At 70.8% G+C, this 26,297-nt stretch carries 20 protein-coding genes; 8 read left to right on the top strand and 12 right to left on the bottom strand.

Going from position 1 to position 26,297, the window contains the following annotated elements; translation table 11 throughout:
- Nucleotides 1-18: 18 nt before the first annotated feature.
- The 4 genes from OG510_RS28865 to OG510_RS28850 all read right to left on the bottom strand — a co-directional run bounded on the left by OG510_RS28865 (nucleotide 19) and on the right by OG510_RS28850 (nucleotide 3,997).
- Nucleotides 19-741, bottom strand: a complete 723-nt coding sequence (locus tag OG510_RS28865) for a hypothetical protein (protein ID WP_406140663.1) — start codon at nucleotides 739-741, stop codon at nucleotides 19-21.
- Nucleotides 742-775: 34 nt separating this feature from the next.
- Nucleotides 776-1,675 (bottom strand): ABC transporter permease, encoded by a 900-nt coding sequence (locus OG510_RS28860; RefSeq protein WP_406140662.1) that lies wholly within the window; start codon nucleotides 1,673-1,675, stop codon nucleotides 776-778.
- The gene (locus OG510_RS28855) at nucleotides 1,672-2,643 is read right to left on the bottom strand and encodes an ABC transporter ATP-binding protein (protein WP_406142605.1); all 972 of its coding nucleotides are present in this window, start codon (nucleotides 2,641-2,643) and stop codon (nucleotides 1,672-1,674) included. The genes OG510_RS28860 and OG510_RS28855 overlap by 4 nt, the downstream gene beginning before the upstream one ends.
- Nucleotides 2,644-2,734: 91 nt before the next feature.
- A complete protein-coding gene (locus OG510_RS28850; RefSeq protein WP_406140660.1) occupies nucleotides 2,735-3,997 on the bottom strand; it encodes an NYN domain-containing protein in 1,263 nt (420 codons plus the stop codon).
- Between the two features lie 238 nt (nucleotides 3,998-4,235).
- Here OG510_RS28850 and OG510_RS28845 point away from each other — a divergent pair, with 238 nt between their 5' ends.
- Nucleotides 4,236-4,418, top strand: coding sequence for a hypothetical protein (locus tag OG510_RS28845; protein WP_406140658.1), 183 nt, complete (start codon nucleotides 4,236-4,238; stop codon nucleotides 4,416-4,418).
- A 134-nt stretch (nucleotides 4,419-4,552) separates the two neighbouring features.
- Here the strand turns inward: OG510_RS28845 and dnaE are convergent, their stop codons facing one another.
- On the bottom strand, nucleotides 4,553-8,089 hold the full coding sequence (dnaE, locus tag OG510_RS28840) for a DNA polymerase III subunit alpha (RefSeq protein WP_164266208.1): 3,537 nt from the start codon (nucleotides 8,087-8,089) through the stop codon (nucleotides 4,553-4,555).
- A 146-nt stretch (nucleotides 8,090-8,235) separates the two neighbouring features.
- Here dnaE and OG510_RS28835 point away from each other — a divergent pair, with 146 nt between their 5' ends.
- The 3 genes from OG510_RS28835 to OG510_RS28825 are packed head-to-tail and all read left to right on the top strand — an operon-like array spanning nucleotide 8,236 to nucleotide 11,157.
- Nucleotides 8,236-9,561: a DUF2252 domain-containing protein gene (locus OG510_RS28835; RefSeq protein WP_406142604.1), complete on the top strand. Its 1,326-nt coding sequence runs from the start codon at nucleotides 8,236-8,238 to the stop codon at nucleotides 9,559-9,561.
- Between the two features lie 53 nt (nucleotides 9,562-9,614).
- Nucleotides 9,615-10,298 carry a hypothetical protein gene (locus tag OG510_RS28830; protein WP_406140656.1) on the top strand — a complete coding sequence of 228 codons (684 nt, stop codon included), beginning with the start codon at nucleotides 9,615-9,617 and terminating at the stop codon, nucleotides 10,296-10,298.
- A 49-nt stretch (nucleotides 10,299-10,347) separates the two neighbouring features.
- Nucleotides 10,348-11,157: a thioredoxin domain-containing protein gene (locus tag OG510_RS28825; RefSeq protein ID WP_406140655.1), complete on the top strand. Its 810-nt coding sequence runs from the start codon at nucleotides 10,348-10,350 to the stop codon at nucleotides 11,155-11,157.
- Between the two features lie 28 nt (nucleotides 11,158-11,185).
- Here OG510_RS28825 and OG510_RS28820 read toward each other — a convergent pair whose 3' ends face one another.
- Nucleotides 11,186-11,755 carry a dienelactone hydrolase family protein gene (locus OG510_RS28820; protein WP_406140653.1) on the bottom strand — a complete coding sequence of 190 codons (570 nt, stop codon included), beginning with the start codon at nucleotides 11,753-11,755 and terminating at the stop codon, nucleotides 11,186-11,188.
- A 30-nt stretch (nucleotides 11,756-11,785) separates the two neighbouring features.
- On the opposite strand from OG510_RS28820, the gene OG510_RS28815 reads away from it, so the two are divergent.
- Nucleotides 11,786-12,886: a mechanosensitive ion channel family protein gene (locus OG510_RS28815; protein ID WP_406142603.1), complete on the top strand. Its 1,101-nt coding sequence runs from the start codon at nucleotides 11,786-11,788 to the stop codon at nucleotides 12,884-12,886.
- Between the two features lie 189 nt (nucleotides 12,887-13,075).
- On the opposite strand, the gene OG510_RS28810 is transcribed toward OG510_RS28815, so the two are convergent.
- Nucleotides 13,076-14,662: a Na+/H+ antiporter gene (locus OG510_RS28810; protein WP_406140652.1), complete on the bottom strand. Its 1,587-nt coding sequence runs from the start codon at nucleotides 14,660-14,662 to the stop codon at nucleotides 13,076-13,078.
- A gap of 258 nt (nucleotides 14,663-14,920) precedes the next feature.
- Here OG510_RS28810 and OG510_RS28805 point away from each other — a divergent pair, with 258 nt between their 5' ends.
- Both OG510_RS28805 and OG510_RS28800 read left to right on the top strand, forming a co-directional pair.
- Complete coding sequence (locus OG510_RS28805; RefSeq protein WP_406140650.1) at nucleotides 14,921-15,436, top strand: hypothetical protein; 516 nt, start codon at nucleotides 14,921-14,923, stop codon at nucleotides 15,434-15,436.
- Entirely contained in the window at nucleotides 15,429-17,741 is a 2,313-nt protein-coding gene (locus tag OG510_RS28800; protein WP_406140648.1) for a glycosyl hydrolase family 95 catalytic domain-containing protein, read from the top strand. Before OG510_RS28805 ends, OG510_RS28800 begins: the two co-directional genes overlap by 8 nt.
- A 13-nt stretch (nucleotides 17,742-17,754) precedes the next feature.
- On the opposite strand, the gene OG510_RS28795 is transcribed toward OG510_RS28800, so the two are convergent.
- The 4 genes from OG510_RS28795 to OG510_RS28780 all read right to left on the bottom strand — a co-directional run bounded on the left by OG510_RS28795 (nucleotide 17,755) and on the right by OG510_RS28780 (nucleotide 20,897).
- On the bottom strand, nucleotides 17,755-18,267 hold the full coding sequence (locus OG510_RS28795; protein ID WP_406140647.1) for a GNAT family N-acetyltransferase: 513 nt from the start codon (nucleotides 18,265-18,267) through the stop codon (nucleotides 17,755-17,757).
- Nucleotides 18,264-19,211 carry an RluA family pseudouridine synthase gene (locus tag OG510_RS28790; RefSeq protein ID WP_164264975.1) on the bottom strand — a complete coding sequence of 316 codons (948 nt, stop codon included), beginning with the start codon at nucleotides 19,209-19,211 and terminating at the stop codon, nucleotides 18,264-18,266. The genes OG510_RS28795 and OG510_RS28790 overlap by 4 nt, the downstream gene beginning before the upstream one ends.
- Nucleotides 19,212-19,249: 38 nt before the next feature.
- A complete protein-coding gene (lspA, locus tag OG510_RS28785; RefSeq protein ID WP_406140646.1) occupies nucleotides 19,250-19,930 on the bottom strand; it encodes a signal peptidase II in 681 nt (226 codons plus the stop codon).
- A 73-nt stretch (nucleotides 19,931-20,003) separates the two neighbouring features.
- On the bottom strand, nucleotides 20,004-20,897 hold the full coding sequence (locus OG510_RS28780; RefSeq protein WP_406140644.1) for a TraR/DksA family transcriptional regulator: 894 nt from the start codon (nucleotides 20,895-20,897) through the stop codon (nucleotides 20,004-20,006).
- A 566-nt stretch (nucleotides 20,898-21,463) separates the two neighbouring features.
- Here OG510_RS28780 and ileS point away from each other — a divergent pair.
- A complete protein-coding gene (ileS, locus tag OG510_RS28775) occupies nucleotides 21,464-24,610 on the top strand; it encodes an isoleucine--tRNA ligase (protein ID WP_406140643.1) in 3,147 nt (1,048 codons plus the stop codon).
- 378 nt (nucleotides 24,611-24,988) lie between these two features.
- Here ileS and OG510_RS28770 read toward each other — a convergent pair whose 3' ends face one another.
- Nucleotides 24,989-26,260 carry a DivIVA domain-containing protein gene (locus tag OG510_RS28770; protein ID WP_164264971.1) on the bottom strand — a complete coding sequence of 424 codons (1,272 nt, stop codon included), beginning with the start codon at nucleotides 26,258-26,260 and terminating at the stop codon, nucleotides 24,989-24,991.
- Nucleotides 26,261-26,297: the final 37 nt, after the last annotated feature.

Raw genomic sequence — 26,297 nt, 5'->3', positions numbered from 1 at the left:
CCCGCCGCCGGCGGCGGGCTAGCGCCCCTCGCCGCCCGGCTGCTGCTGCTGCTGCTGCTGCTGCTGCTGCGAAGCGTCCCCGCCGTACGAGGGCTGGGACTGCGGCTCGGACGGGGACTGCGGAGCCCACGCCGGCTCCGGGTCCCGCGGCCCGAACACCGCGGTCGCCCCCAGGTGCACGATCATCGCCGCCACCGGCCACGCGAGCAGCGCGCCCTTCGCGGCCAGCTTGAGCGGTGCGTCGAAGGCGACGCCCTTGCCCGCGTGCTTCGCGGCCGCGACCACGTCCTGCGAAGGGCCGAGCCAGATCCCGACACGCCAGGCGAGCAGCGAGCCGAGCAGGCCGCCGACCGCGAGGGCGAGGACCAGCGGCACCCCGCCGCGCTTGCGGAAGAGGAAGACAGCGGCCGCGCTCACCACGCCGAAGGCCAGCCCGAGCAGTGCGAATGTGCCGTCCCCGCCGATCGCCTGCTCGCCCTCGGAGTCCTTGAGGTAGACGATCCTGCCGTCGGAGATCAGCGGAACGCGCGGTGCCAGCCACATCCACAGCAGCCCGAGCAGTACGCCCATGACCGCCAGCACGACCGCGACGACGGCCGCCTGCACCAGCTCGGTCCTGAGCCCGGGACCCTCGTCACCGGCCCGGTCGGGGCCCGGCCAGGGGGTGGCTCCCGAAGGACCCTTCTGCCACGGGTCGTCGTTCGGCGGCGGCTGGTGCGGGGGTGTCAGTGGCGCGGTCACTCTGCCATCGTGCCAGGCGGCCCTGTGTGCCGCCTCACCGGACCGCCGCCCGCCGGTACGCCCAGGTCGCCACGGCCAGCGAGACGACCCCGACAGCCGCGCAGACGGCGAGGTCGGCGCCGACCGCCGACCAGTCGGGGTGGTCCCCGAAGGTACGGGCGAGCGCCTCCACCCCGTAGGTGGAAGGCAGCAGGTCACGGGCGTACGCGATAGGCCCGGGCAGCCGGTCGGCCGGCAGCACGCCGAGCAGCAGCGCCGCCGACATGCCCAGCTGGCCGAGCAGGGTGGCCAGTTCCTGGCGCGGCGCGAGCAGCCCCAGCGCGGCGCCGAGCCCGGCGAGCGCCGCTCCGGCGAGCGGGACGACGGCGGCGAGCACCCACAGATGGGCCAGCGGCAGCTGGAAGAGCACGGAACCGGCGACGGCCGTGACGACCGTGCCGGGCACGGTGAAGGAGGCGTACGCCCCGGCGGTCCCCAGCACGACGGACGCGGGCGGCACCGGCAGCGTGGCGTAGTGGTCGAGTCCGCCGCTGGCGCGCAGCTGCCCGAAGTACTGGGCGAGCAGATTGAGCGCCACGAACGCCACGACCAGGACCGCCGATCCCGCGACCACGGCGCGGGCCTCGGCGCCGCCGTCGACGACCCCGCGCATCAGGATCATGATCCCGACGGACTGGAACGTCGCGACGAAGAGCAGCGGGATGCGCGCCACGCGGGCCCGCGACAGCTGCGCCCGGTAGACAGCGGCGAGCGCGGGCAGCATCCGGGCGCGCGGTGCCAGCGGTTCGGCCTCGGTGACCGCGCCTGCGTCGGCGTCCGCGTCGGCGGGGCCGGGGCCCGGACCGCCCGTGGTGCCGGATCCGGCGGGGGCACGGGACTCACCGCGCGGGACCCCCGGGTACGGCTGTGACTCTGCGGAGACCACTGCGGTCACGCCTTCACCAGCCCTTTCGTACGGCCGCCCAGCGCCATGTACACGTCCTCCAGGCTCGGTGTGGACAGCGTGAAGTCGTCGAGTGCGGTGAAGGCGGGCCCGCCGGTCACCGCCGCGACGGCGGCCCGCGCCTCGTCGGGCGCCAGCCGCAGCACCCAGCGGCGCCCGGACTCCTGTGCCGAACCGCGCAGCACGGCGACCTCGGGGATGTCGAGCGGTGCCCGCTCCCGCCAGACCAGCTCGACCCGGACCTCGCCCGCGACCTGGGCCTTCAGCCCGGCCGGGGTGTCGCAGGCGATCACCCGGCCGCGTTCGATGACGGCGACCCGGTCCAGCACGGTCTCGGCCTCGATGACGTTGTGGGTGACCAGCAGGACGGTCGCGCCGCGCTCCGCCCGCCGCCGGTCCACCGCAGCCCACACGGCGCGCCGTGCGACGGGGTCCATGCCGGTGGTGGGTTCGTCCAGGACGAGCAGCGAGCGGTCGCCGACGAGCGTCGCGGCGAAACACGCGAGCCGGCGCTGCCCGCCGGAGAGCTTGCGCAGCGGCCGCCCGGCGAGCTCGGTGATCCCCAGCTCCTCCAGTACGGCGTCCCGCTCCCGGCGCGCGTCCGGCACGGAGAGACCGCGCAGCCGGCCGGTGGTCTCGGCGGCGAGCGCGACGGTCAGTTCGTCGAGTGCGGTGGACTCCTGGCCCAGATAGCCGAGCAGCCGTGCGGCGCGTTCGGGATGGCGTACGAGGTCGTGGCCGAGCACCTCGACCCGGCCGGAGTCGGGCCGCATCAGCCCGGTGAGCTGGCGTACGAGGGTGGACTTGCCCGCGCCGTTCGGTCCGAGCAGCCCGAAGATCTCACCGCGGCGCACGGTCAGCGAGATCCCGTCGGTGGCCCGTACCTCGGGCGTGCCGGGAGCCCCCCGTCGGCCGCGCGCGGCCGGGTACGTCTTCACCAGCTCGCGCACCACGCACACATTGCCCGTACTCACGAGGGACGAGCCTACGGGGTTGAACGGCCCGCGAGGGCGCCGGGGCCGCTTCGGGCGGCGGCCGGCGGCCCGGCTGTCAGCGTCCGGGCTGCTCGGCGGCGGGCGCGTGCTCGGCGGCCCGTACATCGATCTCCCGCCAGAATCCGGCCCTGATCGCATACCGGTCGTGCTCGTCGATCTGGTCGTCCTTGTGGGCGAGCAGCCCGAACCTGGCCGCGTACCGCAGCAGCTCGCCGTCGATCCGGTGCGGGATCCGGGGGTACATCCCCGACAGCTTCTGTACGTGGCCCGGGTCAGGGAGCCGCTCCATCCACCGCCTGGCGAAGACCTGCCCGACCTCGAACGGGTCACCGCCGACGGTGGTGATGTCCTCCTCGCGGTCAGCCCACCGCTGCTCCGCTGTGGTGACCTGGGCGAGCGTCGGCAGCGACGCGGTCTCGGCCGGTTCGCCGGACTGGCCGCCGGGGCGCTCGATCCAGCCGCGCTCCGATGACCAGCGCAGCGTCGCGTTCGCCGGGTGCGGGGCGGGCTGGGCCCCGGGGCCGCGCAGTCCGGCGAGGTCCTTGGGGGTGGGGACACCGCCCTTGGCCGCGGCCGCGTGCGCCCGCTCCTCGTCGGTGGGCTGCCGGGTGGCCGGGCCCTCCGTCGGGACGTCGTGCACGGCCGCTGCCTGCGCCGCCCGCTCCGCCGAAGCGGCGAGCGCCGACTCGGGCAGCGGGGCGGAGAGGATGGCGGCGATCTCCGGGCGGGGGGCGGGCGCGGGCGCGCAGACCCCGCCGGTCTCCTTGGCCCGTACGGCCTTGGTGATCCAGGCCCGGTCGAGGACCCGGCGCTCGTCCGCCTCGGCGACCAGGTCCTCGGACTGGTTGTAGTCCCCGTCCGCCGCCTGTACCGCCCACAGGTGCACGGCCACGCCGTGTTCCTTCGCGGACATCAGACCGGGCAGCAGATCTCCGTCGCCGGTGACGAGCACGATGTCCGAACAGGCGCGATTTCTGGCCAGTTCGGTGAGCTCCGCGTGCATCGCGGCGTCCACGCCCTTCTGCGCCCAGCGACCGTCGCTCCTGGTCAGCGCGCCCAGCCGGACGGTCACCCGCGGCATCACCCGCAGCCTGCGGTGTTCGGGCTGCGGCACCCGGTCGGGGGCGCCGTCGAACCAGTAGATCCGCAGCAGTGGCTGTGCGGTGTCGTCCTCGGCGCGCTCGCGCAGGCCCTGGATGAGTGCCGCATGGTCGACAGTGATGCGTGAGCGGGCAGGTTCTCCCGCGAGGAGACTCGCGGCGGCGCCCAGCAGGTATCCGGCGTCCACCAGGACGACGCAGCGGTCCACGCGATCCACCCTCTTTCGGGTACCTCGGGAGAAGGGGAAGTGCTTCGGGTTTCCTTCGAGTCTGCCCGACCACGCGAGGGTTAACGGCCGGAACTCGATCATCGGCGTGGCGCAACGCGAAGTTGGTCCGAAGTGGCGTGGGACAAGCGCTTATTACGCACGGTAATGATCCAAAATGCGGCAGTCTGTGCGATATGTGAATCTGGTCGCGGCCCTGGCCCCTAGTCCCCCTCAAGGAGGCATCACCATGGCCAAGCACAAGAACCGTCATAAGCACGACAGTCAGCAGGACCGCTCGTCGGCCGCCGAGCGCGGCGGTCAGGACGACCGGTCCAGCTCATTCGAGTCGCAGAACCAGCCGCAGTCGATGCCGCAGGGCAGCCCGGCGGATGTTGCGCGTAAGCACCAGAAGCGTTTCGGTCACAACTGATCTTCGCGGTAATGATGTTCGAGGGGCGCGCCGTGCACGGCGCGCCCCTCAGGCCGTCCTGCTGGAAGCCGTCCTACTGGAGGCCGCCCTCCTCAGGCCGCTGTCCTCAGCCAGGCGTCCTCAGCCCGCCGCCCTCAGCCCGCCAGACAGGACGGGCCGAGCAGCACCTTCAGGTCCCCGAAGAGCGCCGGGTCGGGCTGCACCCGGTGCCGGTCGAGCCGGAGCACCGTGGTCTTGCGCGAGCCCTGGAGCTTGATCCGTACCTCGGAGTTGCCCCGGTGGTGGGAGAGGATCTCACCGAGCCTGCTGACCATCGGCGGGGTGACCCGCACGGTGGGGATGGTGATCGTCACCGGGGCGTTGGTCCCGGCGTTGGACAGGTCGGGGACCTGCATCTCCATCGCGACGAGGCGCGGGATGTCCTCGCGCTTGTCGAGGCGGCCCTTGACGAACACCACGGTGTCCTCGACCAGCTGGGTCGACACCAGCTGGTAGGTGGCCGGGAAGAACATGCACTCGATGGTGCCCGCGAGGTCCTCGACGGTCGCGATGGCCCAGGCGTTGCCCTGCTTGGTCATCTTGCGCTGCAGACCCGAGATGATGCCGCCGATGGTCACCACCGCGCCGTCCGAGTGCTCCCCGCCGGTCAGCTGGGCGATGGCGGCGTCGCTCTTGTCCGAGAGCACGTGCTCCAGACCGAAGAGCGGGTGGTCGGAGACGTAGAGACCGAGCATCTCCCGCTCCTGCGCGAGCAGATACGACTTCTCCCACTCGATGTCGGAGAACTCGACGTCGAGTCCGAAGCCCGGCTCCGAGCTGTCCTCCTCGCCCCCGCCGAAGAGGTCGAACTGCCCCTCGGCCTCCTTGCGCTTGACCGCGACCACATTGTCGATCATGGGCTCGAAGTGTGCGGTGAGGCCCTTGCGGGTGTGGCCCATCTCGTCGAAGGCGCCCGCCTTGATGAGCGATTCGGTGGTGCGCTTGTTGCAGGCCACGGCCTCGACCTTGTCGAGGTAGTCGGGGAAGGAGCTGTACTTCCCCTTGGCCTTGCGGGAGCGGATGATCGACTCCACCACGTTCGTCCCGACGTTGCGGACGGCGGAGAGGCCGAAGAGGATCACGTCGTCGCCCTGGGCGGCGAAGTTGGACTCGGACTCGTTCACATTGGGCGGCAGCACCTTGATGCCCATGCGCCGGCACTCGTTGAGATAGATCGCCGACTTGTCCTTGTCGTCGCGCACCGAGGTGAGCAGCGCCGCCATGTACTCGGCCGGGTAGTTGGCCTTGAGGTACGCGGTCCAGTAGGTGACCAGGCCGTACGCGGAGGAGTGCGCCTTGTTGAACGCGTATCCGGCGAACGGCACCAGGACGTCCCAGAGCGCCTTGATCGCCGCGTCCGAGAAGCCCTCCTTCTTGGCACCGGCCTCGAAGAGCACGAAGTTCTTCGCGAGCTCGTCGGCCTTCTTCTTGCCCATCACGCGGCGCAGGATGTCGGCCTCGCCCAGCGAGTAACCGGCGACGATCTGGGCGGCCTTCTGCACCTGCTCCTGGTACACGATCAGGCCGTAGGTGAGCCCCAGGACCTCCTTGAGCGGCTCTTCGAGCTCCGGGTGGATCGGAGTGATCTCCTGGCGGTTGTTCTTCCGCTCCGCGTAGTTGATGTGCGAGTTCATGCCCATCGGGCCCGGCCGGTACAGGGCCGAAACGGCGGAAATGTCCTCGAAGTTGTCGGGCTGCATCTGGCGCAGCAGGGAGCGCATCGGCCCGCCGTCGAACTGGAAGACCCCGAGCGTGTCACCGCGGCAGAGCAGTTCGAAGGTCTTGGGGTCGTCGAGCGGGAGGGACAGCATCTCCAGGTCGATGCCCTTGTTGGCCTTCACCATCTTGACGGCGTCGTCCATGATCGTCAGGTTGCGCAGGCCCAGGAAGTCCATCTTCAGCAGGCCGAGCGACTCGCACTGCGGGTAGTCCCACTGCGTGATGGTCACGTTGTCCGTGTGCCGCACCCAGACCGGGGCGTGGTCGACGATCGGCTCGCTGGACATGATCACGCCGGCCGCGTGCACACCCATCTGCCGGACCAGGCCCTCCACACCGGTGGCGGTGTCGATGACCTTCTTCACGTCCGGTTCGTTCTCGTACATCCCCCGGATCTCGCCCGCCTCGCTGTAGCGCGGGTGCTTCGGGTCGGTGATACCGCTGAGGTCGATCCCCTTGCCGAGGACGTCGGCGGGCATCGCCTTGGTGAGACGGTCACCCATCGCGTACGGATAGCCGAGCACGCGGGCCGAGTCCTTGATCGCGTTCTTGGCCTTGATCTTTCCGTACGTACCGATCATGGCGACCTTGTCGGCGCCGTACTTCTCGGTCACGTAGCGGATCACCTCGACGCGCCTGCGTTCGTCGAAGTCGATGTCGACATCGGGCATCGAGACACGCTCGGGGTTGAGGAACCGCTCGAAGATCAGCCCGTGCGTGATCGGGTCGAGGTCGGTGATGCCCATCGCGTACGAGACGATCGAACCGGCCGCCGAGCCACGGCCGGGGCCCACCGCGATGCCGTTGTTCTTGGCCCACATGATGAAGTCGGCGACGACGAGGAAGTACCCCGGGAACCCCATCTGGATGATGATGTCCATCTCGTACTCCGCCTGCTTCTGGCGGTCTTCGGGGACACCTCCCGGATAGCGGCGCTCCATGCCGACCCGGACCTCTTCCTGGAACCAGGTGATCTCGGTGTAGCCGTCCGGGATGTCGAACTTCGGCATCAGGTCGCGCTTCTCGAACATGCCGGTGGTGTCGATCTGCTCCGCGACCAGCAGGGTGTTGGCGCACCCCTGCTGCCAGGCGTCCGACGAGTCGATGGCGTACATCTCGTCGGTCGTCTTGAGGTAGTAACCGGTGCCGTCGAAGCGGAAGCGGTCCGGATCCGAGAGGTTCTTGCCGGTCTGGATGCAGAGCAGGGCGTCGTGGGCGCTCGCCTCGTGCGCGTACGTGTAGTGCGAGTCGTTCGTCACCAGCGGCGGGATGCCGAGCTTCTGGCCGATCTCCACCAGGCCGTCGCGCACACGGCGTTCGATCTCGATGCCGTGGTCCATCAGCTCCAGGAAGTACCGGCCCTCGCCGAAGATGTCCTTGTAGTCGGACGCCGCCTGCATGGCCTCGTCGAACTGCCCGAGCCGCAGCCGGGTCTGCACCTCGCCCGACGGGCAGCCGGTGGAGGCGATCAGCCCCTCCGACCACTGGGAGATCGTCTCCTTGTCCATGCGGGGCCACTTCTGCAGCCAGCCCTCCGCGTACGCGTCCGACGACAACTTGAAGAGATTGTGCAGCCCTGTACTGTTCGCCGCCCAGATCGTCTTATGCGTATAACCACCCGAACCCGACACATCGTCGCGCTTCTGATGCGGCTGTCCCCACTTGACCTTCCGCTTGTTCCGCCGCGACTCCGGGGCGACATACGCCTCGATGCCGATGATCGGCGTCACGCCCGCCTTCTGCGCCGAGTGGAAGAAGTCGTACGCACCGTGCAGGTTGCCGTGGTCGGACATCGCGATATGCGACATGCCCATCTCATTACAGGCGTTGAACATGTCCTTGAGCCGCGCGGCACCGTCCAGCATGGAGTACTGCGTGTGGACGTGAAGGTGCGTGAAAGGCGGCTTGGTCACGGGGATGCCTCCTGCGGGACGAGTGGGGGAACAGCGTGGAAGTCTACGTCGGCCCACCGACAGCCGCGGGGCACTCCGGGGTGGCTCCGTGCGTTGACCCCGTTGGAACAGCTGTCCCATATGTCATGCACCTGGAGGCACACGCGATGTCGGTCCCGCAGTCCAGCGCCGAGGAGCGCGGCGAGCAGATCCTCGCCGTTTTCGGCACCGCGTTCGGCGACCTCCTGGCCGCCGATCCGGCCGCCTTCCGCGTCAAGTTCCGGAAGATGGCGGCCTCGGCCTTCGCCTTCTACCGGGGCGCCGCCTGCCTCTTCTACGAGGACCTGGGCGAGAGCGCGCAGGGCGGGCCGTATCTGGACGAGCGGACCGGCCGGGTCTGGGTGCACGGCGATCTGCACGCGGAGAACTTCGGCACCTACATGGATGCCAACGGCCGGCTGATCTTCAATGTGAACGACTTCGACGAGGCGTATGTGGGCCCGTTCACCTGGGACGTCCAGCGCTTCGCGGCCTCGCTGGCGCTCCTCGGCCACGCGAAGGCGCTCAGTGACGACCAGATCACCGGTCTGGTGGAGACCTACGCGGCGGCCTACCGCGAGCGCATCCGGGTGCTGGCCGCAGGCGCCCAGGACGACGACGTACCGCCGTTCATGCTGGACACCGCGGCCGGCCCGCTGCTCGGCGCGCTCCGCGCCGCCCGGTCGCGCACCAGATTCGCCCTCCTCGACTCCATGACCGAGATCCGGGACCACGAGCGCCGCTTCACCGCCGACAGCAGTGCGGTCGAGCTGGACGCCGCGACGCGGTACAAGATCCTCGCCGCCTTCGACGGCTATCTGGAGACGCTGCCGGAGGAGAGCCTGGGCCGCCCTAACTCGTACCGGGTGAAGGACGTGGTGGGCCGCAGGGGCGTCGGGATCGGCTCGGCCGGTCTGCCCTCGTACAACATCCTCCTGGAGGGCCACAGCGACGCCCTGGAGAACGACGTGATCATCTATATGAAGCAGGGGCAGACCCCGGCGGTCGCGCGGCACATCACGGATCCGGCGGTCCGCGGTTACTTCCGGCACGAGGGCCATCGCACGGTGATCTCGCAGCGCGCCCTCCAGGCGCACGCCGACCCGTGGCTCGGCTGGACCGAGCTGGACGGGGCCGGGCAGCTGGTGGCGGAGGTCTCGCCGTACGCGGTGGATCTCGACTGGTCGGATCTGGACGACCCCGACGAGATCGCCGCGGTGGTCGCCGACCTCGGCCGGGCCACGGCCACCATGCACGCCGCGGCGGACGACGAGAGCGGTCACTCACTGGTGCCGTTCTCCACGGAGCGCGCCATCGACGCGGCGATCGCGGCCGACGAGGACGGCTTCGCCAAGATGCTGGTGGACTTCGCGCACGCGTACGGGGCGCAGACCCGGCGTGACCATGCGGTATTCGTGGAATTGTTCCGTAATGGCCGGATTCCCGGCCTCTAGACTCAGGAACCTTTAAGGGTCTCTTACCTGCGCCCATGGCACACTCGGGGCCGATGGACATATCAGGGACGCAGCTCAGGGCGGTTCGCGCGGCGCTTTTCACAGCGCTGGTCGTGACCCTCTCCGCCGCGTCCCATGTGCTCCTCTCACGGGTCCCGCTGCCGCCGGTCACCGTGGCGGCGCTCGCCGCCGCCGTCTTCACCGTCGCCTTCGCGCTGGCGGGCCGTGAGCGGGGCTTCGGGGCGATAGCGGGCGTGCTCATCCCGCTCGAACTGGCCGCCGACACGGTCTTCACGACCGGCCAGCATGTCTGTTACGGACCGTCGGGCGGCCCCGTCGCGGGCGCGCTGCGCTCGGTCGGGGTGGATGTGCTCTGCGGCGGCCAGGTCGGCACCCCGCTGGCCTCCGTGGCCGGTCCCGGCAAGGACGCGGTGGCGCTGCTCGACTCGCCGGCCCCGGCGCTGCCGTGGCTGCTGCTCGGCGCGCATGTGGCCGTCGGGCTGCTGGCTGCGCTCTGGCTGCGGCGCGGCGAGAGCGCGCTGGCCTCGCTGGCCAGGTCGGTCGGCGCCTTCGCCTTCCGGCCGCTGCTCGTCGCGGTGGCCGTCGTCCGGGCCGTGAGCGCCTCCGTACGGTGCGGGGCGCTGCCCACGCACCGGCCGCGCACCTCGCGCACCCTGCTCCTCGTGCACTCCGTGGGACTGCGCGGACCCCCGTACCCGGCTGCTGTCACCGGCTGAGTACGCACGTCCGCCCTGCCCGATCACGTCCCACACGGAGAAACCCACCATGAGTGCACGCAACAACCAGGCCAACAAGGCAGCGGCCCGCGAGCGGCTGCGCGCCGAGCGCGAGCGCCAGGCGAAGAAGGACAAGACCCGCCGGCAGATCTTCGTCGCCGGGTCCATCGTCGTCGTCCTGGCGATCGCCGCCGGCGTCGGTTACGGCGTCATGCAGCTGAACAAGCCGTCCGGCTGGGAGGCCGCGAAGAGCGAAAAGGTCGTCGCGCCGAAGAACACCACGGGCCCGGACGGCACCACCGTGGTCGTCGGCAAGGCGTCCGCCAAGAAGACGCTGCAGATGTACGAGGACCCGCGCTGCCCGATCTGCGCGACGTTCGACCAGACGGTCGGGGCGACGGTCCAGAAGGACCTCGACGCGGGCAAGTTCAAGATCCAGTACATCGGTGCGACGTTCATCGACAACAACGGCGGCGAGGGCTCCAAGAACGGCCTGAGCGCCCTGGGCGCCGCGCTCAATGTGAGCCCCACCGCCTTCGAGCACTACAAGACCGCGATGTACTCCACGAAGTGGCACCCCGAGGAGACCACGGACACCTTCAAGGACGACTCGTATCTGATCAAGATCGCGCAGACGGTGCCGGAGCTGAAGGACAACAAGGCGTTCCAGAAGGCCGTCAACGACGGCACCTACGACGCCTGGGCGATGAAGATGTCCGCGAAGTTCGACAAGAGCGGGGTCCAGGGCACACCCACCCTCAAGATGGACGGCAAGAAGCTGACCACTCCGGGCAGTGACAACGCGCCCATGACCGTCGCCGACTTCAACACCGCGCTGGACAAGGCCCTCAAGGGCTGATCCGGGCGGAGCCCGGGGCGTACAGGACCTACAGCGTTCCGAGGAAGCCGAGTGCGACCCGCCAGGTCCGCTCGGCCGCCTCGGCGTCGTAGTCGGCCAGCTCGGGGTCGGTGTAGAGGTGGCCCGCGCCCGCGTAGTGGTGCACCTCCACATCGGCCCCGATCCGCTGCATGCGCAGATACCAGGCGGTCAGCCAGTCGTGCGGCTCGAACGGGTCGGGGTCGGCGACATGCAGCTGTACGGGCAGCTCGTCCACCGACGCGTCGTCGGCGATGTCCGACGTACCGTGCAGGAGGAGCAGTCCGCGCGCCTTGTCGTCGGCGATGGCCAGATTCTGGGCCAGCGAGCCGCCGAGCGAGAATCCGGCGTAGACCAGGCCCTCGTCCGAGTGCGGAGCCGCGGCCGTCACGGCGCGCTTGAGCAGCTCGTCCGAGCCGAGTTCCTCCTTGAGGGCCATGCCTTCCTCGACGGTCTCGAAAGTCTTACCGTCGAAAAGATCGGGCACCAGCACCTGATGACCGGCTGCACGCAGCCGGTCGGCCGCCGCATGGACGGCAGGCCGCAAACCGTACGCAGAATGGAAAAGGATGATGTTCACGTGGCCATGGTGCCAGCTTCGGCCGGAAGCATGGAGACCGTCCTGCGTCCCCTGATCGTCATCGGCGGTTCGGTGCTGCTGACGCTCGCGGTGGGCTGGCTGGTCGACCGCGCGCTGAAGAGGACGGACGCGCGCCACCACGAGACCCCGCTCTGGGGGCTGCTGCGGCGCTGCCGGGTGCCGCTGCAGTCGGTGCTGATCACCGCGTTGCTGCGGGGCAGCTTCCAGGAGATCCGGCTGCGGGCGGTCGAGCACCACGCCACCGGGATCGGGCAGATCCTCACGCTGGTCCTGATCGGCTCCACGGCCTGGCTCGCCCTGCGGATCGCCACGGCGGTCGTCGACTCCTCGTACGCCCGCTACGCGGCGACCACCCGCGATCCGGCCAGGCTCCGCCGGGTCCGTACGCAGGTCACGCTGATCCAGCGGGTGGTGACGGCGATCGTCGGGACGGTGGCTGTCGCGGCGATGCTGCTGACCTTCCCCGCGATGCGGACCGCCGGTACCTCGCTGCTGGCCTCAGCTGGGCTCCTGGGCATCGTCGCCGGTGTCGCGGCCCAGTCCACGCTGGGCAACCTGTTCGCCGGGCTGCAGATCGCCTTCGGCGACATGGTCCGCATCGGGGACACGGTCGTCGTGGACGGCGAGTGGGGCACCGTCGAGGAGATCACGCTGACCTTCCTCGCGGTACGCACCTGGGACGAGCGCCGGATCACCATGCCGGTCTCGTACTTCACCGGCAAGCCGTTCGAGAACTGGTCACGCGGCGGTGCGCAGATGTCCGGCACGGTCTTCTTCGAGCTGGACCACTCGACGCCGGTCCCGCTGATGCGCGAGAAGCTGCGGGAGATCCTGCGCGAGATCCCGTCGTGGGACGGCAGGAACTGGTCGCTGGCGGTCACGGACACCTCGCCGAGCACGATCCAGGTACGGGCCGTGGTCACCGCGAAGGACGCGGACGACATCTGGACCGTGCGGTGTGCGGTACGGGAGCAGCTGATCGCCTGGCTGCGCGACGAGCACCCGTACGCGCTGCCGCGGATCTCGACCGCGCAGGCCGAGGTGTCGAAGAACGACTGGGGGCCGGATCTGTACAAGCACGACCCCACGCCCAGGACCGGCAGGGGCTGACGGACGACCGGGCCGACGGGCAACCGGGCTGACGGGCAACCGGGCCGACGGGCAGGGCTGACGGGCCGGGGCCGACGGCAAAGGCCGACCGGCAGGGGCCGAGAGGCCGGGCCCGACAGGCCGCACAGCCGGTCCGCCGCACAGCCCGGTCCGCCCCGCAGCCGCCCCGCAGCCGCCCCGCAGCCGGTCCTACCGCAGGCTGCGCACATCCAGGTGGCGCAGCACCCGGTCGACGATCTCCGGGTCCGAGCCCGCCTCGTTGCGCGCGGAGAGCACTTCGTGGCGGGCCGCCGACATCATCTCCCGCTGGATCCGCATGACGGTCTTCACCCGCTCGGCCCGCTTGAGGTACGCCGCGTGCCGCTCCTCGTCCACCATGTCGGGGCTGATCCGCACCCCGATCTCGAACGCGCCGCGGGCCAGCCGCTCCAGGACGTCCTCGGGCAGCTCCTCGACGTTCTGGATCTCCTTGAGCCGGCCCCTGGCGGCCCTGGCGGCCCGTACCGCCAGGCTCCGTTCCAGTTCGCGCTCGGCGCCTGCGTCCGCGCGGACGCCCAGCTTCTTCACCAGCCAGGGCAGCGTCAGCCCCTGGAAGACCAGGGTGACCATGACCACCGCGAAGGCGATGAAGATCATCTCGCTGCGGGCCGGGAAGGGGCTGCCGTCGTCCTTGGTCATCGGGATGGCGAGGGCCAGCGCGACCGAGGCCACGCCGCGCATCCCTGACCACCACATGACGATGGTCTCGCGCCAGCTGGTGGGGATGTCCTCGTCGACGTCCCGCAGGGTGTGCAGCTTCTTCGCCAGCCAGGTGGCGGGCAGCAGCCACACCAGGCGCAGCCCCACCACCACCCCGACGGCCGCCGCGCCCCAGCCGATCATCTCGCTCAGATGCCCGCCGGCGGTGCCGAAGACCACATGGAGTTCGAGCCCGATGAGGCCGAAGGTCACCCCGGTGACGAGGGTGTCGACGATCTCCCAGAAGGCGTTGCCCTCCAGCCGACCGCGTACGTCGTCGGCGTCGGCGGTGTGTTCCGCGAGGAACAGCGCCGAGGTGAGCACGGCCAGCACACCCGAGCCCATCAGCTCCTCGGCCAGCACATAGCTGAGGAAGGGCACCAGCAGGGTCAGGCCGATCTGCAGGGTGGTGTCGCCCAGCAGCCCCATCAGCTTGTTGGTGAGCCAGCCGAGGGCGAGGCCCACCACCACGGCCACCACGGCGGAGAGCACCAACTGCCCTGCCGCGACCGGCCAGGAGAACGTTCCGGTGACGGCGGCGGCGATCGCCACGTGGTAGAGCACGATCGCCGTCACATCGTTGAACAGCCCCTCGCCCTCCAGGATCGAGACCAGCCGCCGGGGCAGCCCGAGCGCGCCCGCGACGGCGGTCGCCGCCACCGGGTCGGGCGGCGCCACCAGCGCGCCCAGTGCGACGGCCGCGGCGATCGGCAGACCCGGCACGATCGCGCTCAGGACGGCGGCCACCCCTGCCGTGGTCACGAAGACCAGCGCCACGGCGAGCAGCAGGATCGGCCGGAAGTTGGCCGTGAACTGCCGCCAGGAGGTGCGCTGTACGGCCGCGTAGAGGAGCGGCGGCAGCACCAGCGGCAGGATGAAGCCCGAGGGGATGTTGACGTTCGGCACGAAGGGCAGCAGCGCGAGGCAGATCCCGCCGAGCGTCATCAGGACCGGGGCGGGCAGCCCGAGCCGCTCACCGATCGGTACGGAGACCACCGCCCCGATCAACAGCAGGAGCAGCAGTGCCAATTGGTCCACGGGGTGCCCTCCGGGGCTTCGGATGTTCCGTCGGCATCACTGCCGAAACCTTGACGATCAGTGGCTCAAGCGTGCCATGCAATACAGGCGTATCGACCCAATAGCCCCACCCGTCGCAGCTCCGCCATCGCCACGCCCCATCTTTCATCCGATGTCTATGGTGCGCGAGGTCTTCCGGTCCGGTGACGGCACGGGCACTATGCGGGGTGCATGGATTCAGGGACGAGAACTGTCAACACATACCTGACTGGAGCTCATATGCCCTCCGCGCCCCGACCGCCGCGCCGGCCCCCGCGTCAAGCACCCCGTCAACCACCGTCCAGGAGAGCGGTCCTGGGCACCGCGGCCGCCGGTGCGGGCGCGCTGCTCACCCTCGGCGCGGCCCCGTACGCGTACGCCTCCACCGCACCGCCCGGGACGCCCGGCCACACCGGGGGCAGGCGGCTGCCCTTCCTCATCGACATGGTCCAGGCGGACCCGGGCGAGCCGATGACCGAGTCCCGCTACAACGACCCGCGCACCCTGGCCTCGTACGGATATGACGGCCAGGTCGTCAACGAGTTCCGCCCGCCGCACACCGGAGTCACCTTCGACACCGTCGACGATCGGATCTTTCCGCCCGGGTCCGAGGCCCGCGCCTGGGTCGAGGAGAACCACCTCGGCGCACCCCGCCCACAAGCTCACCGCCCGGGAACACCCCGCCCGAAAACACCCCGCCCGGAAGCACCCCGCACCGCACCCCGCGTACGGAACAGGAGTCACCCCCGTGCATGACCTCTCCCGCAGACACTTCGCCGGTACGGCGGCGGGCGCGACCGCCGCCCTCTGGCTGGCCGGCTCCCGCACCGCCTGGGCGGCGCCGGGCGGCGGCGCGCCCGCGTCCCACGGCCCCGATGTGTACGAACGGACCGTCCGCGCGGCCGCCATGCGGTGGCGGCGGCTGCCCACCGGCTGGCAGGACGCCCCGTTCCTCGCCAACGGCTTCCTGGGCGCACAGCTCTACCGGGGCGCCACGGCGAACACCCTGAAGCTGATGATCAGCCACACCCAGGTGCAGGACCAGCGCGGCCAGTGGCGCGGCGGCACGGGCTACTCCCGGCTGCCCGTAGGACACTTCACGCTCACTCTGGCCGGGGAGATCACCGCGGTCGACTGGACGCTCGACCCCTACGACGCCGAACTGCGCGGCACCCTCACCACCACCCGCGGCTCGCTCACCTTCTCCGCACTCGTGCAGAACGGCTCGGGCGCCCTGCTGGTGTCGACCCGGCCGAGTCCGGGCGAGGAGGCCGCCGCCTGGTCCTTCCAGTGGCTGCAGGCCGCCAGTACCCGGCTCATCGACAAGCCGGCCGACTACACCCCCAACCCGGACCCGCGGGTCGGCGCGGGCTTCGTCGAGCAGCCGCTGCTCGCGGGCGGCGGCTGGACGACGGCCTGGCGGGAGCAGCGCGAGGGAACCGGCCGGCTGCTGGCCGCGCAGCTGGTGTACCGCTTCCCCGGCGACGTACGGCAGACGACCGCGGACGCCGTACGGGCGGTGGACCGCGCCCTGGCCACCGGCCCCGACCGGCTGGTCGCCCGGCACCGTGAGTGGTGGCACGCCTACTACCGGCGCAGCTTCTTCTCCGTACCGGACAAGCGGCTCCAGGCGTTCTACATCCTCCAGCTCTACAAACTGGCCTCGACCACCCGCGCCGGAGGACCGACGCTGTCCGAGTGGGGGCCCTGGTACCCGGAGGTCGGGAACAGCTGGACCGCGGTGTGGTGGAACCTCAACGTCCAGATCGGGATGCCCGCCGTCAACGGCACCAACCACCCCGAACTGGACTCGGTGACCCAGGCGTTCCGCCGCTTCGAGAAGAACCTGTCGACGTCCGTACCTGCCGCCTACCGCGACGGCCGCAGCTACGCGCTCGGCCATCCGTCCGACTGGCAGCTGCGGGCGGGCGACACCTACGACGTCGGGGTCCCCGGCTCCGACCGCGTCTCCGACAACTTCGGCAACCTCACCTGGGCGCTGCACAACGTCTGGCTGTCCTACCGGCACTCGATGGACCTCGCCACCCTGCGCGACGTGGTGTATCCGATCCTCGCGAAGGCCATCAACTTCTACGCCCGCTTCCTGCACGAGGGCGGCGACGGCAAGCTCCATCTGCTGACCACCCGCTCCCCCGAGTACGCCGACGCGGCGGACTGCACCTATGACCTCTCACTGATCCGCTGGGGCGTCCGCACGCTCATCGAATCGGCGCGGCTGCTGCGCGTCGACGACCCGAGGGCCAGGCACTGGCGGGACATCGCGGCGCGGCTCACCCCGTACGCCGAGGACCCGGCGGACGGCGTCATGATCGGCAAGGACGTGCCGCTGGCCGAATCGCACCGCCACCACTCCCATCTGCTCTGGCTCTACCCGCTGCGCGAACGGACGTGGGACCGGCCGGGCGACCGGGATGTGATGCGGCGCTCGCTGGCCCACTGGACGAGCATGCGGAGCGCCTGGCACGGCTACAGCTACGCCACCTCGTCGTCCATGTACGCGGTGATGGGCGAGCCGGAGAAGGCCCTGGACCAGCTGACCTTCTTCACCGACGGGAACACGGTGGCCGACTGCGAGCTGACGCCCAACACGATGTACCGCGAGGGCAAGAACCTCGCGCTCGAATCCCCGCTGGCGGCGGTCCAGTCGATGCTGGACATGGCCGTGCAGGGGGACGGCGGGGTGCTGAAGGTCTTCCCCTCGGTGTCGGAGCGGTGGGCGGACGCCTCGATCGCTTCGCTGCGCACCGAGGGCGCCTTCCTGGTGGACGCGGACCGCTCGGGCGGCGCCACACGCTGGATACGGATCAGGAGCGAGGCGGGCGAACCGCTCACGCTCGACCACGGGATCGCCGGAGCGGTGGACGTACGGGACGAGCACGGGCGTCCGCTGTCCTGGCACGCGGCGGGTCCCGGGCGGATCGCGGTGCGGCTGCCGCGCGGCGCGACGGCCGTGGTCACCCCGCGCGGTGCCCGCGCGTCCCTGGGCCCCAGGGACGTACCGCCGAACGGGCCGGCCGAGCCGTGGGGGCTGCCGTCCTGACCGGTACCGGCCGCTACCTGCTGTCCGCTCCGGTGCGACGGGCCACGCCGTCCCCGACAGTGCGGCGCATCGCCCGGTGCGGCATGCCCGCGTCGGGGAACTCGGGGCCGTACGCCACATAGCCGAGGCGCTCGTAGAACCCCAGCGCATGGGTCTGCGCATGCAGATCGACCGCGGTCAGCCCGCGCCGCAGGGCCTCGTCCTCGATCGCCCGGACCAGCGCGACGCCCACGCCCCTGCCCCGCGCGGCCGCGGCGACGGCGAGCCGGCCGAGCGAGCCGACGCCCGGCTCGTCCACCCCGCGCCCGGGGCCGGCGGCGGGCAGCAGCAGCCGCCCGGTGCCCAGCGGCCCGTCGGCGCCGGTGGCCAGCACATGCACCGTGGTGGCCTCGTCGGTGTCGTACGTGTCGTACTCCAGCTCGGGCGGCACGCCCTGCTCGGTCACGAAGACGTCCTTGCGGACGGCGAAGCAGGCGTCGAGGCCGGCCTTGTCGGCGACCACCCGTACGTCGTACCCGGCGGTCACCGCTGCTCGCTCTCCGCCCGGATCGCCTCCAGCGCGTTCCGCAGGTCTTCCGGGTACTCGCTGCGGAACTGCACCCACTGTCCGTCCGACGGGTGCTCGAAGCCCAGGCTCATCGCGTGCAGCCACTGCCGGGTCAGCCCGAGCCGCTTCGCCATGGTCGGGTCGGCGCCGTAGGTGATGTCGCCCACGCAGGGGTGGCGGTGGGCCGACATGTGCACCCGGATCTGGTGCGTACGCCCGGTCTCCAGCTTGATGTCGAGCAGCGAGGCCGCCCGGAACGCCTCGATCAGGTCGTAGTGCGTGACGGACGGCTTGCCCTCGGCCGTCACGGCCCACTTGTAGTCGTGGTTGGGGTGGCGGCCGATGGGGGCGTCGATCGTGCCGCTCATCGGGTCGGGGTGGCCCTGCACCAGCGCGTGGTAGCGCTTGTCGACGGTGCGCTCCCGGAACTGCTGCTTGAGCAGGGTGTACGCACGCTCCGACTTGGCCACCACCATCAGCCCTGACGTCCCCACGTCCAGCCGGTGCACGATGCCCTGCCGCTCGGCCGCCCCCGAGGTCGAGATGCGGTATCCGGCGGCGGCGAGACCGCCGATGACGGTGGTGCCGGTCCAGCCGGGGCTGGGGTGGGCGGCGACACCGACGGGCTTGAGGATCACCACGATGTCGTCGTCGTCATGGACGATCTCCATGCCGTCGACGGGCTCGGCGACGATCTGGACGGGGGCCGCGGCCGCGGGCATCTCGACCTCCAGCCAGGCGCCGCCGTGGACCCGCTCGGACTTCCCGACCACTGACCCGTCGACCTGCACCTTTCCCGAGGCGGCGAGGTCGGCCGCCTTGGTACGGGAAAACCCGAACATACGGGAGATGGCGGCGTCGACGCGCTCGCCCTCCAGGCCATCGGGAACGGGCAGGGTGCGGATCTCGGGAACGGTACTCACCCGTCGAGTATGCCTTGCCCGGAGGGCCGCCCGGGCCGTCAGTCCTTGTGAACGGTCCCGTCGGGGTCCAGGCCCCGGAACGAGAGGAGCACGATCAGGATGCCGCCGCAGACGATCGCGGAGTCGGCGAGGTTGAACACCGCGAAGTGCGCGGGCCTGATGAAGTCGACGACCTCACCCTGGAATGCGCTGGGCGAACGGAAGATCCGGTCGGTGAGATTGCCCAGCGCACCGCCGAGCAGCAGACCCAGCGCGACGGCCCACGGCGCGCTGTAGAGCTTCCTGGCCAGCCGGACGATGACCACGATCACGGACGCCGCGACAATGGTGAAGATCACGGTGTACGCCGAGCCGAGCCCGAAGGCGGCGCCCGCGTTCCTGATCGCGTCGAACTGCAGCAGATCGCCGATCACCTTGACCGGGGGGTGGTGCTCCAGCTTGGCCACCACGATGGTCTTGCTCACCAGGTCGAGCAGATAGGCGAGAACGGCCACGACGAAGAGCACGGTGAGCCTGCGCTTGCCCCGGGGCCGCTCTTCGGCGCTCTCACCGGGGCCCGCCCCGTCCGGTGCGTCCTGCGCCGGCCCGGGAGTATCCGGCCGGGCTGCGTCCGGCCCGGCAGCCTCCTGCCCGGCGCCGCCCGGCCCAGGGACGTCAGGCTCAGGGGCGTCCGGCTCGGGAACGTCCGGCGTACCGATGATGCGCTCCGCCTCTGCCACGTGATTCCCTCGTCCTAGGCCCTGTCCGGTCCGACTCAGGACGAGGGTACGACACACACCGCCCAGGAAGCTCTCAGTACCTGCGCTCCTGCTTCTGCTTGCACTCGACGCAGAGCGTGGCACGCGGGAACGCCTGCATCCGCGCCTTGCCGATCGGCTTGCCGCAGTTCTCGCAGAGCCCGTACGTCCCCGCGTCGAGCCGCTCCAGCGCCCGCTCGGTCTGCTCCAGCATCTCCCGGGCGTTGGCCGCGAGCGCCAGCTCGCTCTCCCGGGTGATGTTCTTGGTCCCGGTGTCGGCCTGGTCGTCGCCGGCGCCGTCGCCCGAGTCCCGCATCAGACCGGCGAGAGCCGTCTCGGCCGCCGCGATCTCGGCCCCCAGCCGCAGATCCTCGCTCTGCAGCTCGGCCCGGGCCTCCGCGACCTCCTCCGGGGTCCAGGGGTCCTCCCCCGGCCGTACGGGCAGCTCGTCCGGGGCCGCGGGTGCGGCGACCCCGGCCTTGGGCACGGCGGAGGCGGCGTGCCCTCCGGCCGCCGCTCCCCCTCCTGCGCTCTTCTTCGCAACCACCGTCTCGGCTCCCGTCTGTTCCGCGGCCTCCGCCGCCCCCTGGGCCGCGGTCGCGGCCGTGCTGCCCGGCGCCGGGTGGCCCGGTGACGTACTGGACGCGGCCTGCTCGCCGGCCGCCTTCCCGCCGGCCGCCTTCTTGGCCGCGGTCTTCTTCGCCGCACTCTTCTTCGCCGCGGTCCCTTTCGCTGCGGTCTTCTTGGCTGCGGTCTTCTTCGCGGGCGCCTTCTTGGCGGGCGCCCTCTTGGCTGCTGCCTTCTTCGCCGCCGCGGCCTTCTTCGCGGTGGGTCTCCCGGCGACGGTTCCGTCCGCGGCGGCCCCGTGCTCGCCTGCCGCGTCCCCGGCCGTCGCCCCAGTGGATTCTGCGGACGCCGATCCTGATCCGGCGGTCTCTCTTGCCACCATGGCCGCGGCCCCTTCACATTTTGTGATCTTGCTCGCGAGTCTGCTGGGACGATAAATCGACACCAGTCGCGCGGCAACGGGGCACGCCGCCGTTTCAGCCCTCCTCACGTCCGGGGCCGTCCTGGCCTGCATGCGTTGTGCCCAGCTCCCCGCCCGGTAATCCGCCGGCCGGGACTCCCGTACACGTCCCGGTATTCCGCGGGGCCCCGTATGGCCATTCGGGTCAGCGCAGCGCCCGGGAGCGCCCGCGGAAAAACCGGTCTGAGCCCGCACCGGCGGCCCCGTACACTGGCCCCAGCGGAAGGCATGGACGGGACGAGTAGCGGCGCAGGCGGCCACGAGCGATCCGGGGACGGTGTGAGCCCGGAGGCAGGCACGGCGTGAAGATCACCCCTGAGCCGTCGGAAGAAAACCCGTGGACGAGTGGACGCGGGCGAGTAGAGCCGGCACCGCAACCCCAATGAGGGGGCCACGGCACGACAGCCGGGGCCAAGGAGGGTGGTACCGCGGGGGCGTCAGGCTCTCGTCCCTCCGACGGAGAGAGAAACGTCCGTTGGAGGAGTTCGATGACACCGCCCCTGTACCGCCAGGTGCCCGCCCAGGTCGACCTGCCCGCCCTCGAGCACGCCGTGCTCGACTTCTGGCACGAGGCACAGGTCTTCTCGAAGAGTCTTGAGCAGTCCGAAGGACGCCCCGAGTGGGTGTTCTACGAAGGACCGCCGACCGCCAACGGCATGCCGGGCGCACACCACATCGAGGCCCGCGTCTTCAAGGACGTCTTCCCCCGCTTCCGCACGATGCAGGGCTACCACGTGCCCCGCAAGGCCGGCTGGGACTGCCACGGCCTGCCCGTCGAGCTGGCGGTCGAGAAGGAACTCGGCTTCAGCGGCAAGCAGGACATCGAGGCGTACGGGATCGCCGCCTTCAACGACAAGTGCCGGGCCTCCGTCACCCGGCACACCGACGCCTTCTCCGCGCTGACCACCCGGATGGGCTACTGGGTCGACCTGGACCACGCGTACCGGACCATGGACCCGTCCTACGTCGAGAGCGTCTGGTGGTCCCTGAAGGAGATCTTCAACAAGGACCTGCTGGTCCAGGACCACCGCGTCGCCCCCTGGTGCCCGCGGTGCGGCACCGGCCTCTCGGACCACGAGCTGGCCCAGGGGTACGAGACGGTCGTCGACCCCTCCGTCTTCGTACGCTTCCCGCTCACCTCCGGGCCCCTCGCGGGCGAAGCGGCCCTGCTGGTCTGGACGACCACCCCCTGGACGCTGGTCTCCAACACGGCCGTCGCCGCGCACCCCGGCGTCAGCTATGTCGTCGCGACCGACGGCCGGGAGAAGCTGGTCGTCGCCGAGCCGCTGCTCGAAAAGGCGCTCGGCGAGGGCTGGGAGACCACCGGCGAGCGGTTCACCGGCGCCGAGATGGAGCGCTGGACCTACCAGCGTCCGTTCACACTGGTCGACTTCCCGGCCGAGGCGCACTACGTCGTCAACGCCGAGTACGTCACCACCGAGGACGGCACCGGGCTCGTCCACCAGTCCCCCGCCTTCGGTGCGGACGACCTCCAGGTGTGCCGCGAGTACGGCCTCCCTGTCGTCAACCCGGTGCGCCCCGACGGCACCTTCGAGGAGGACGTCCCGCTGGTCGGCGGTGTCTTCTTCAAGAAGGCCGACGAGACGCTGGTCGCCGACCTCCAGGCACGCGGCGCGCTCTTCCGGCACGTCCCGTACGAGCACAGCTACCCGCACTGCTGGCGCTGCCACACCGCGCTCCTCTACTACGCGCAGCCGTCCTGGTACATCAGGACCACCGCGGTCAAGGACGCGATGCTCCGGGAGAACGAGAGGACGAACTGGTTCCCGGACTCGGTCAAGCAGGGCCGCTTCGGCGACTGGCTGAACAACAACGTCGACTGGGCGCTCTCCCGCAACCGTTACTGGGGCACCCCGCTGCCGATCTGGCGCTGCGAGGACGACCACCTCACGGTCATCGGTTCACGCGCCGAGCTGACCGACCTGACCGGCACCGACCAGTCGGAGCTCGACCCGCACCGCCCGTACATCGACGAGGTCACCTTCCCCTGCCCGCAGTGCGAGAAGACCGCGACCCGGGTCCCTGAGGTCATCGACGCCTGGTACGACTCGGGTTCGATGCCGTTCGCCCAGTACGGCTACCCGTACCGGAACAAGGAACTGTTCGAGCGGCGCTACCCGGCCCAGTTCATCTCCGAGGCCATCGACCAGACCCGCGGGTGGTTCTACACGCTCATGGCGGTCGGCACGCTGGTCTTCGACAGGTCGAGCTACGAGAACGTCGTCTGCCTGGGCCACATCCTCGCCGAGGACGGCCGGAAGATGTCCAAGCACCTGGGCAACACCCTCGACCCGATCCCGCTGATGGACCGGCACGGGGCGGACGCGGTGCGCTGGTTCATGGCGGCCGGCGGCTCCCCGTGGGCGGCCCGCCGCGTCGGCCACGGCACGATCCAGGAGGTGGTCCGCAAGACCCTCCTCACGTACTGGAACACGGTGGCCTTCCAGGCGCTGTACGCCCGTACGTCCGGCTGGGCCCCCTCGGCGTCCGACCCGGCGCCCGGCGACCGCACGGTCCTGGACCGCTGGCTGCTCAGCGAACTCAACGCGCTGGTGGACCAGGTCACCCAGTCGCTGGACGCGTACGACACCCAGCGGGCCGGCAAGCTCCTGTCCGCCTTCGTCGACGACCTGTCGAACTGGTACGTACGCCGCTCGCGCCGGCGCTTCTGGCAGGGCGACGCGGCCGCGCTGCGCACCCTGCACGAGGTGATCGAGACGGTCACCGGGCTGATGGCGCCGCTCACCCCGTTCATCACCGAGCGGGTCTGGCAGGACATGATCACCCCGGTCACTCCGGACGCCCCCGAGTCGGTGCACCTGTCCAGCTGGCCGAAGGCGGACCTGGCGGCGATCGACCCGCGGCTCTCGCAGCAGATGGCGCTGGTGCGCCGGCTGGTGGAGCTGGGCCGTGCGACGCGCGCCGAGTCGGGCGTCAAGACCCGCCAGCCGCTGTCGCGCGCGCTGGTCGCGGCGGCCGGCTTCGAGTCGCTGACGCCCGAGCTGCGTGCCCAGATCACCGAGGAGCTGAACGTCTCGTCCCTGGCCTCGCTCTCCGAGGTCGGCGGCTCGCTCGTGGACACCACGGCCAAGGCGAACTTCCGCGCGCTGGGCAAGCGTTTCGGCAAGGGAGTCCAGGCGGTGGCCAAGGCGGTGGCCGAGGCCGACGCGGCGGCGCTCTCGCTCGCACTGCGCGAGGGCACGGCGTCCGTGACGGTCGACGGCGAGACCGTCACGCTCGCCCCCGACGAGGTGATCATCACCGAAACCCCGCGCGAGGGCTGGTCGGTGGCGTCCGACTCGGGCGCGACGGTGGCCCTGGACCTGGAGATCACACCGGAGCTGCGCAGGGCGGGGCTGGCGCGTGACGCCATCCGCCTGATCCAGGAGGCCCGCAAGAACAGCGGCCTGGACGTCGCCGACCGCATCGCGGTCCGCTGGTCAAGCACCACCCCGGAGACCAGGGACGCCCTGACCGAACACGCGGCCCTGATCGCGGACGAGGTCCTGGCCCTGGACTACGCGGAGGGCGAGGGCGAAGCGACGGCGTACGGCGAGCCATTCACGGACGAGGGCCTGGCCCTGACGTTCCGCCTCCACAAAACAGAGGCATAAAGCTCCCCTCCGATGGGCCCGGCCGGACCCCCCGGCCGGGCCCATCGGCCTTCCCCCACGACGACTCCCCCGCCGGCACCCCTATCCCCCAGCCCTGCCGGCAATTCCAACCGCCCCCGGGGCCCCACCCACGCCGGCACATTTCAGCCCCTCCGGCGTTTGAGGAGCGGGGTCCGGGGCGGAGCCCCGGTTACGGGAAGGGGCGGGTAGGGGAACAGGCCCGCCGCAGGCGCCACCCACCCGCACGCACGCACGCACCCAACGACCCCACCCACGCACCCCACCCCCACCACCCCACACAAAAGGGCCGGGCCCCAGGGAAATCCCCGGGGCCCGGCCCTCAGTCAACCGACCGTCAAGCGCTCAACGCACCGACCCTCAGCTGTCATCCTCATCGATCAGAAACCCACGCATAGGCGAAGGCGCCTGCTGCATAGGCTGCGGAGCCTGCGGCCGCACCGGCGCCATCGGCTGAGTCATAGCCGGTGACATCTGCTGCTGACCACCGTACGACGGGCCACCGCCCATGGACGGCTGGCCGCCCATCGACTGGTTGCCGCCACCCATACCGTGCTGCGTGTGCCCCATCGCACCCGCGCCGGCCGGAGCCATCGAGGGCGACGGCGGCAGCGAAGCGGTGGCCGGGGTACGCGGCGGCGCCAGCGAGTCGTCCGCCTGGGTCTCCAGCTGACGCAGCTGGCTCTCCAGGTAGGACTTCAGACGGGTCCGGTACTCACGCTCGAAGCCACGCAGATCCTCGACCTTGCGCTCCAGCGTGGCGCGGGCGGACTCCAGCGAGCCCATCGCCACGCGGTGCTTCTCCTGAGCGTCCCGCTCCAGCGCGTCGGCCTTGGCACGGGCGTCCCGCTCCAGACCCTCGGCACGGCTCCGCGCCTCGCCGACGATCTTGTTGGCCTCGGAACGGGCCTCCGCGATCGCCTGGTCGGCCGTCTGCTGCGCGAGCGAGAGCACACGGGCGGCACTGTCGCCGCCGGGGCCCTGCTGCTGCATCTGCGGGGGACCGCCGTGGCCGCCCATCGGACCGCCCATGGGGCCCTGGGCAAGCTGCCCCTGACCACCCATCGGGCCCTGCTGGCCCATCGGACCCTGACCCATCGGACCCTGCTGGCCCATGGGACCCGGGCCGAGCTGACCCTGGCCGCCCATCGGGCCCTGCTGGCCCATGGGACCGGGACCGTGCTGGCCCTGCGGACCAGGACCGTGCTGGCCCTGGGGACCGGGGCCGTGCTGACCCTGCGGACCCGGGCCGTGCTGGCCCTGGGGACCGGGGCCGTGACCGCCAGGACCTGCAGGCAGCTGGGGCTGACCGCCCGGCAGTTGGGGCGGACCCATCTGCGGCTGCTGCTGGCCCTGCGGTGGACCGGATATGGCGGCGGGCACCGGAGCGTTCGGACCGCCCCGGCCGTCCTGCTGCTCCGGGGGCTTCCGCATGCCCTGCTGCTGATTCTGCGCGGCGGCACGCGTGGCGGCCGCCAGCTTGGCGCGCAGGTCCTCGTTCTCGCGGAGCAGTCGTGTCAGTTCGGCTTCGACCTCGTCGAGGAAGGCATCGACCTCGTCCTCGTCATAGCCTTCTCGGAGGCGGACGGTCGTGAACTGTTTGTTCCGCACGTCCTCGGGGGTCAGCGGCATCTCTTCTTCACCTCTACGTAGTCGTCGGCAGTCGGCA

Origin of the sequence: Streptomyces sp. NBC_01089, from assembly GCF_045162975.1 — a bacterium.
Lineage (GTDB): Bacteria > Actinomycetota > Actinomycetes > Streptomycetales > Streptomycetaceae > Streptomyces.
Note: the sequence above shows the minus strand (reverse complement) of the source record. Positions and strands in the feature narration are given on the sequence as shown.

Excerpts from the sequence above, each read along its gene's own strand:
- OG510_RS28830 (WP_406140656.1), top strand. The coding sequence starts at position 9,615 with ATGGACATATCAGGGACGCAGCTCAGGGCGGTTCGCGCGGCGCTTTTC.
- OG510_RS28805 (WP_406140650.1), top strand. The coding sequence starts at position 14,921 with ATGCCCTCCGCGCCCCGACCGCCGCGCCGGCCCCCGCGTCAAGCACCC.
- OG510_RS28780 (WP_406140644.1), bottom strand. The coding sequence starts at position 20,897 with ATGGTGGCAAGAGAGACCGCCGGATCAGGATCGGCGTCCGCAGAATCC.
- OG510_RS28815 (WP_406142603.1), top strand. The coding sequence starts at position 11,786 with ATGGAGACCGTCCTGCGTCCCCTGATCGTCATCGGCGGTTCGGTGCTG.
- OG510_RS28825 (WP_406140655.1), top strand. The coding sequence starts at position 10,348 with ATGAGTGCACGCAACAACCAGGCCAACAAGGCAGCGGCCCGCGAGCGG.
- OG510_RS28770 (WP_164264971.1), bottom strand. The coding sequence starts at position 26,260 with ATGCCGCTGACCCCCGAGGACGTGCGGAACAAACAGTTCACGACCGTC.
- ileS (WP_406140643.1), top strand. The coding sequence starts at position 21,464 with ATGACACCGCCCCTGTACCGCCAGGTGCCCGCCCAGGTCGACCTGCCC.
- OG510_RS28835 (WP_406142604.1), top strand. The coding sequence starts at position 8,236 with ATGTCGGTCCCGCAGTCCAGCGCCGAGGAGCGCGGCGAGCAGATCCTC.
- OG510_RS28845 (WP_406140658.1), top strand. The coding sequence starts at position 4,236 with ATGGCCAAGCACAAGAACCGTCATAAGCACGACAGTCAGCAGGACCGC.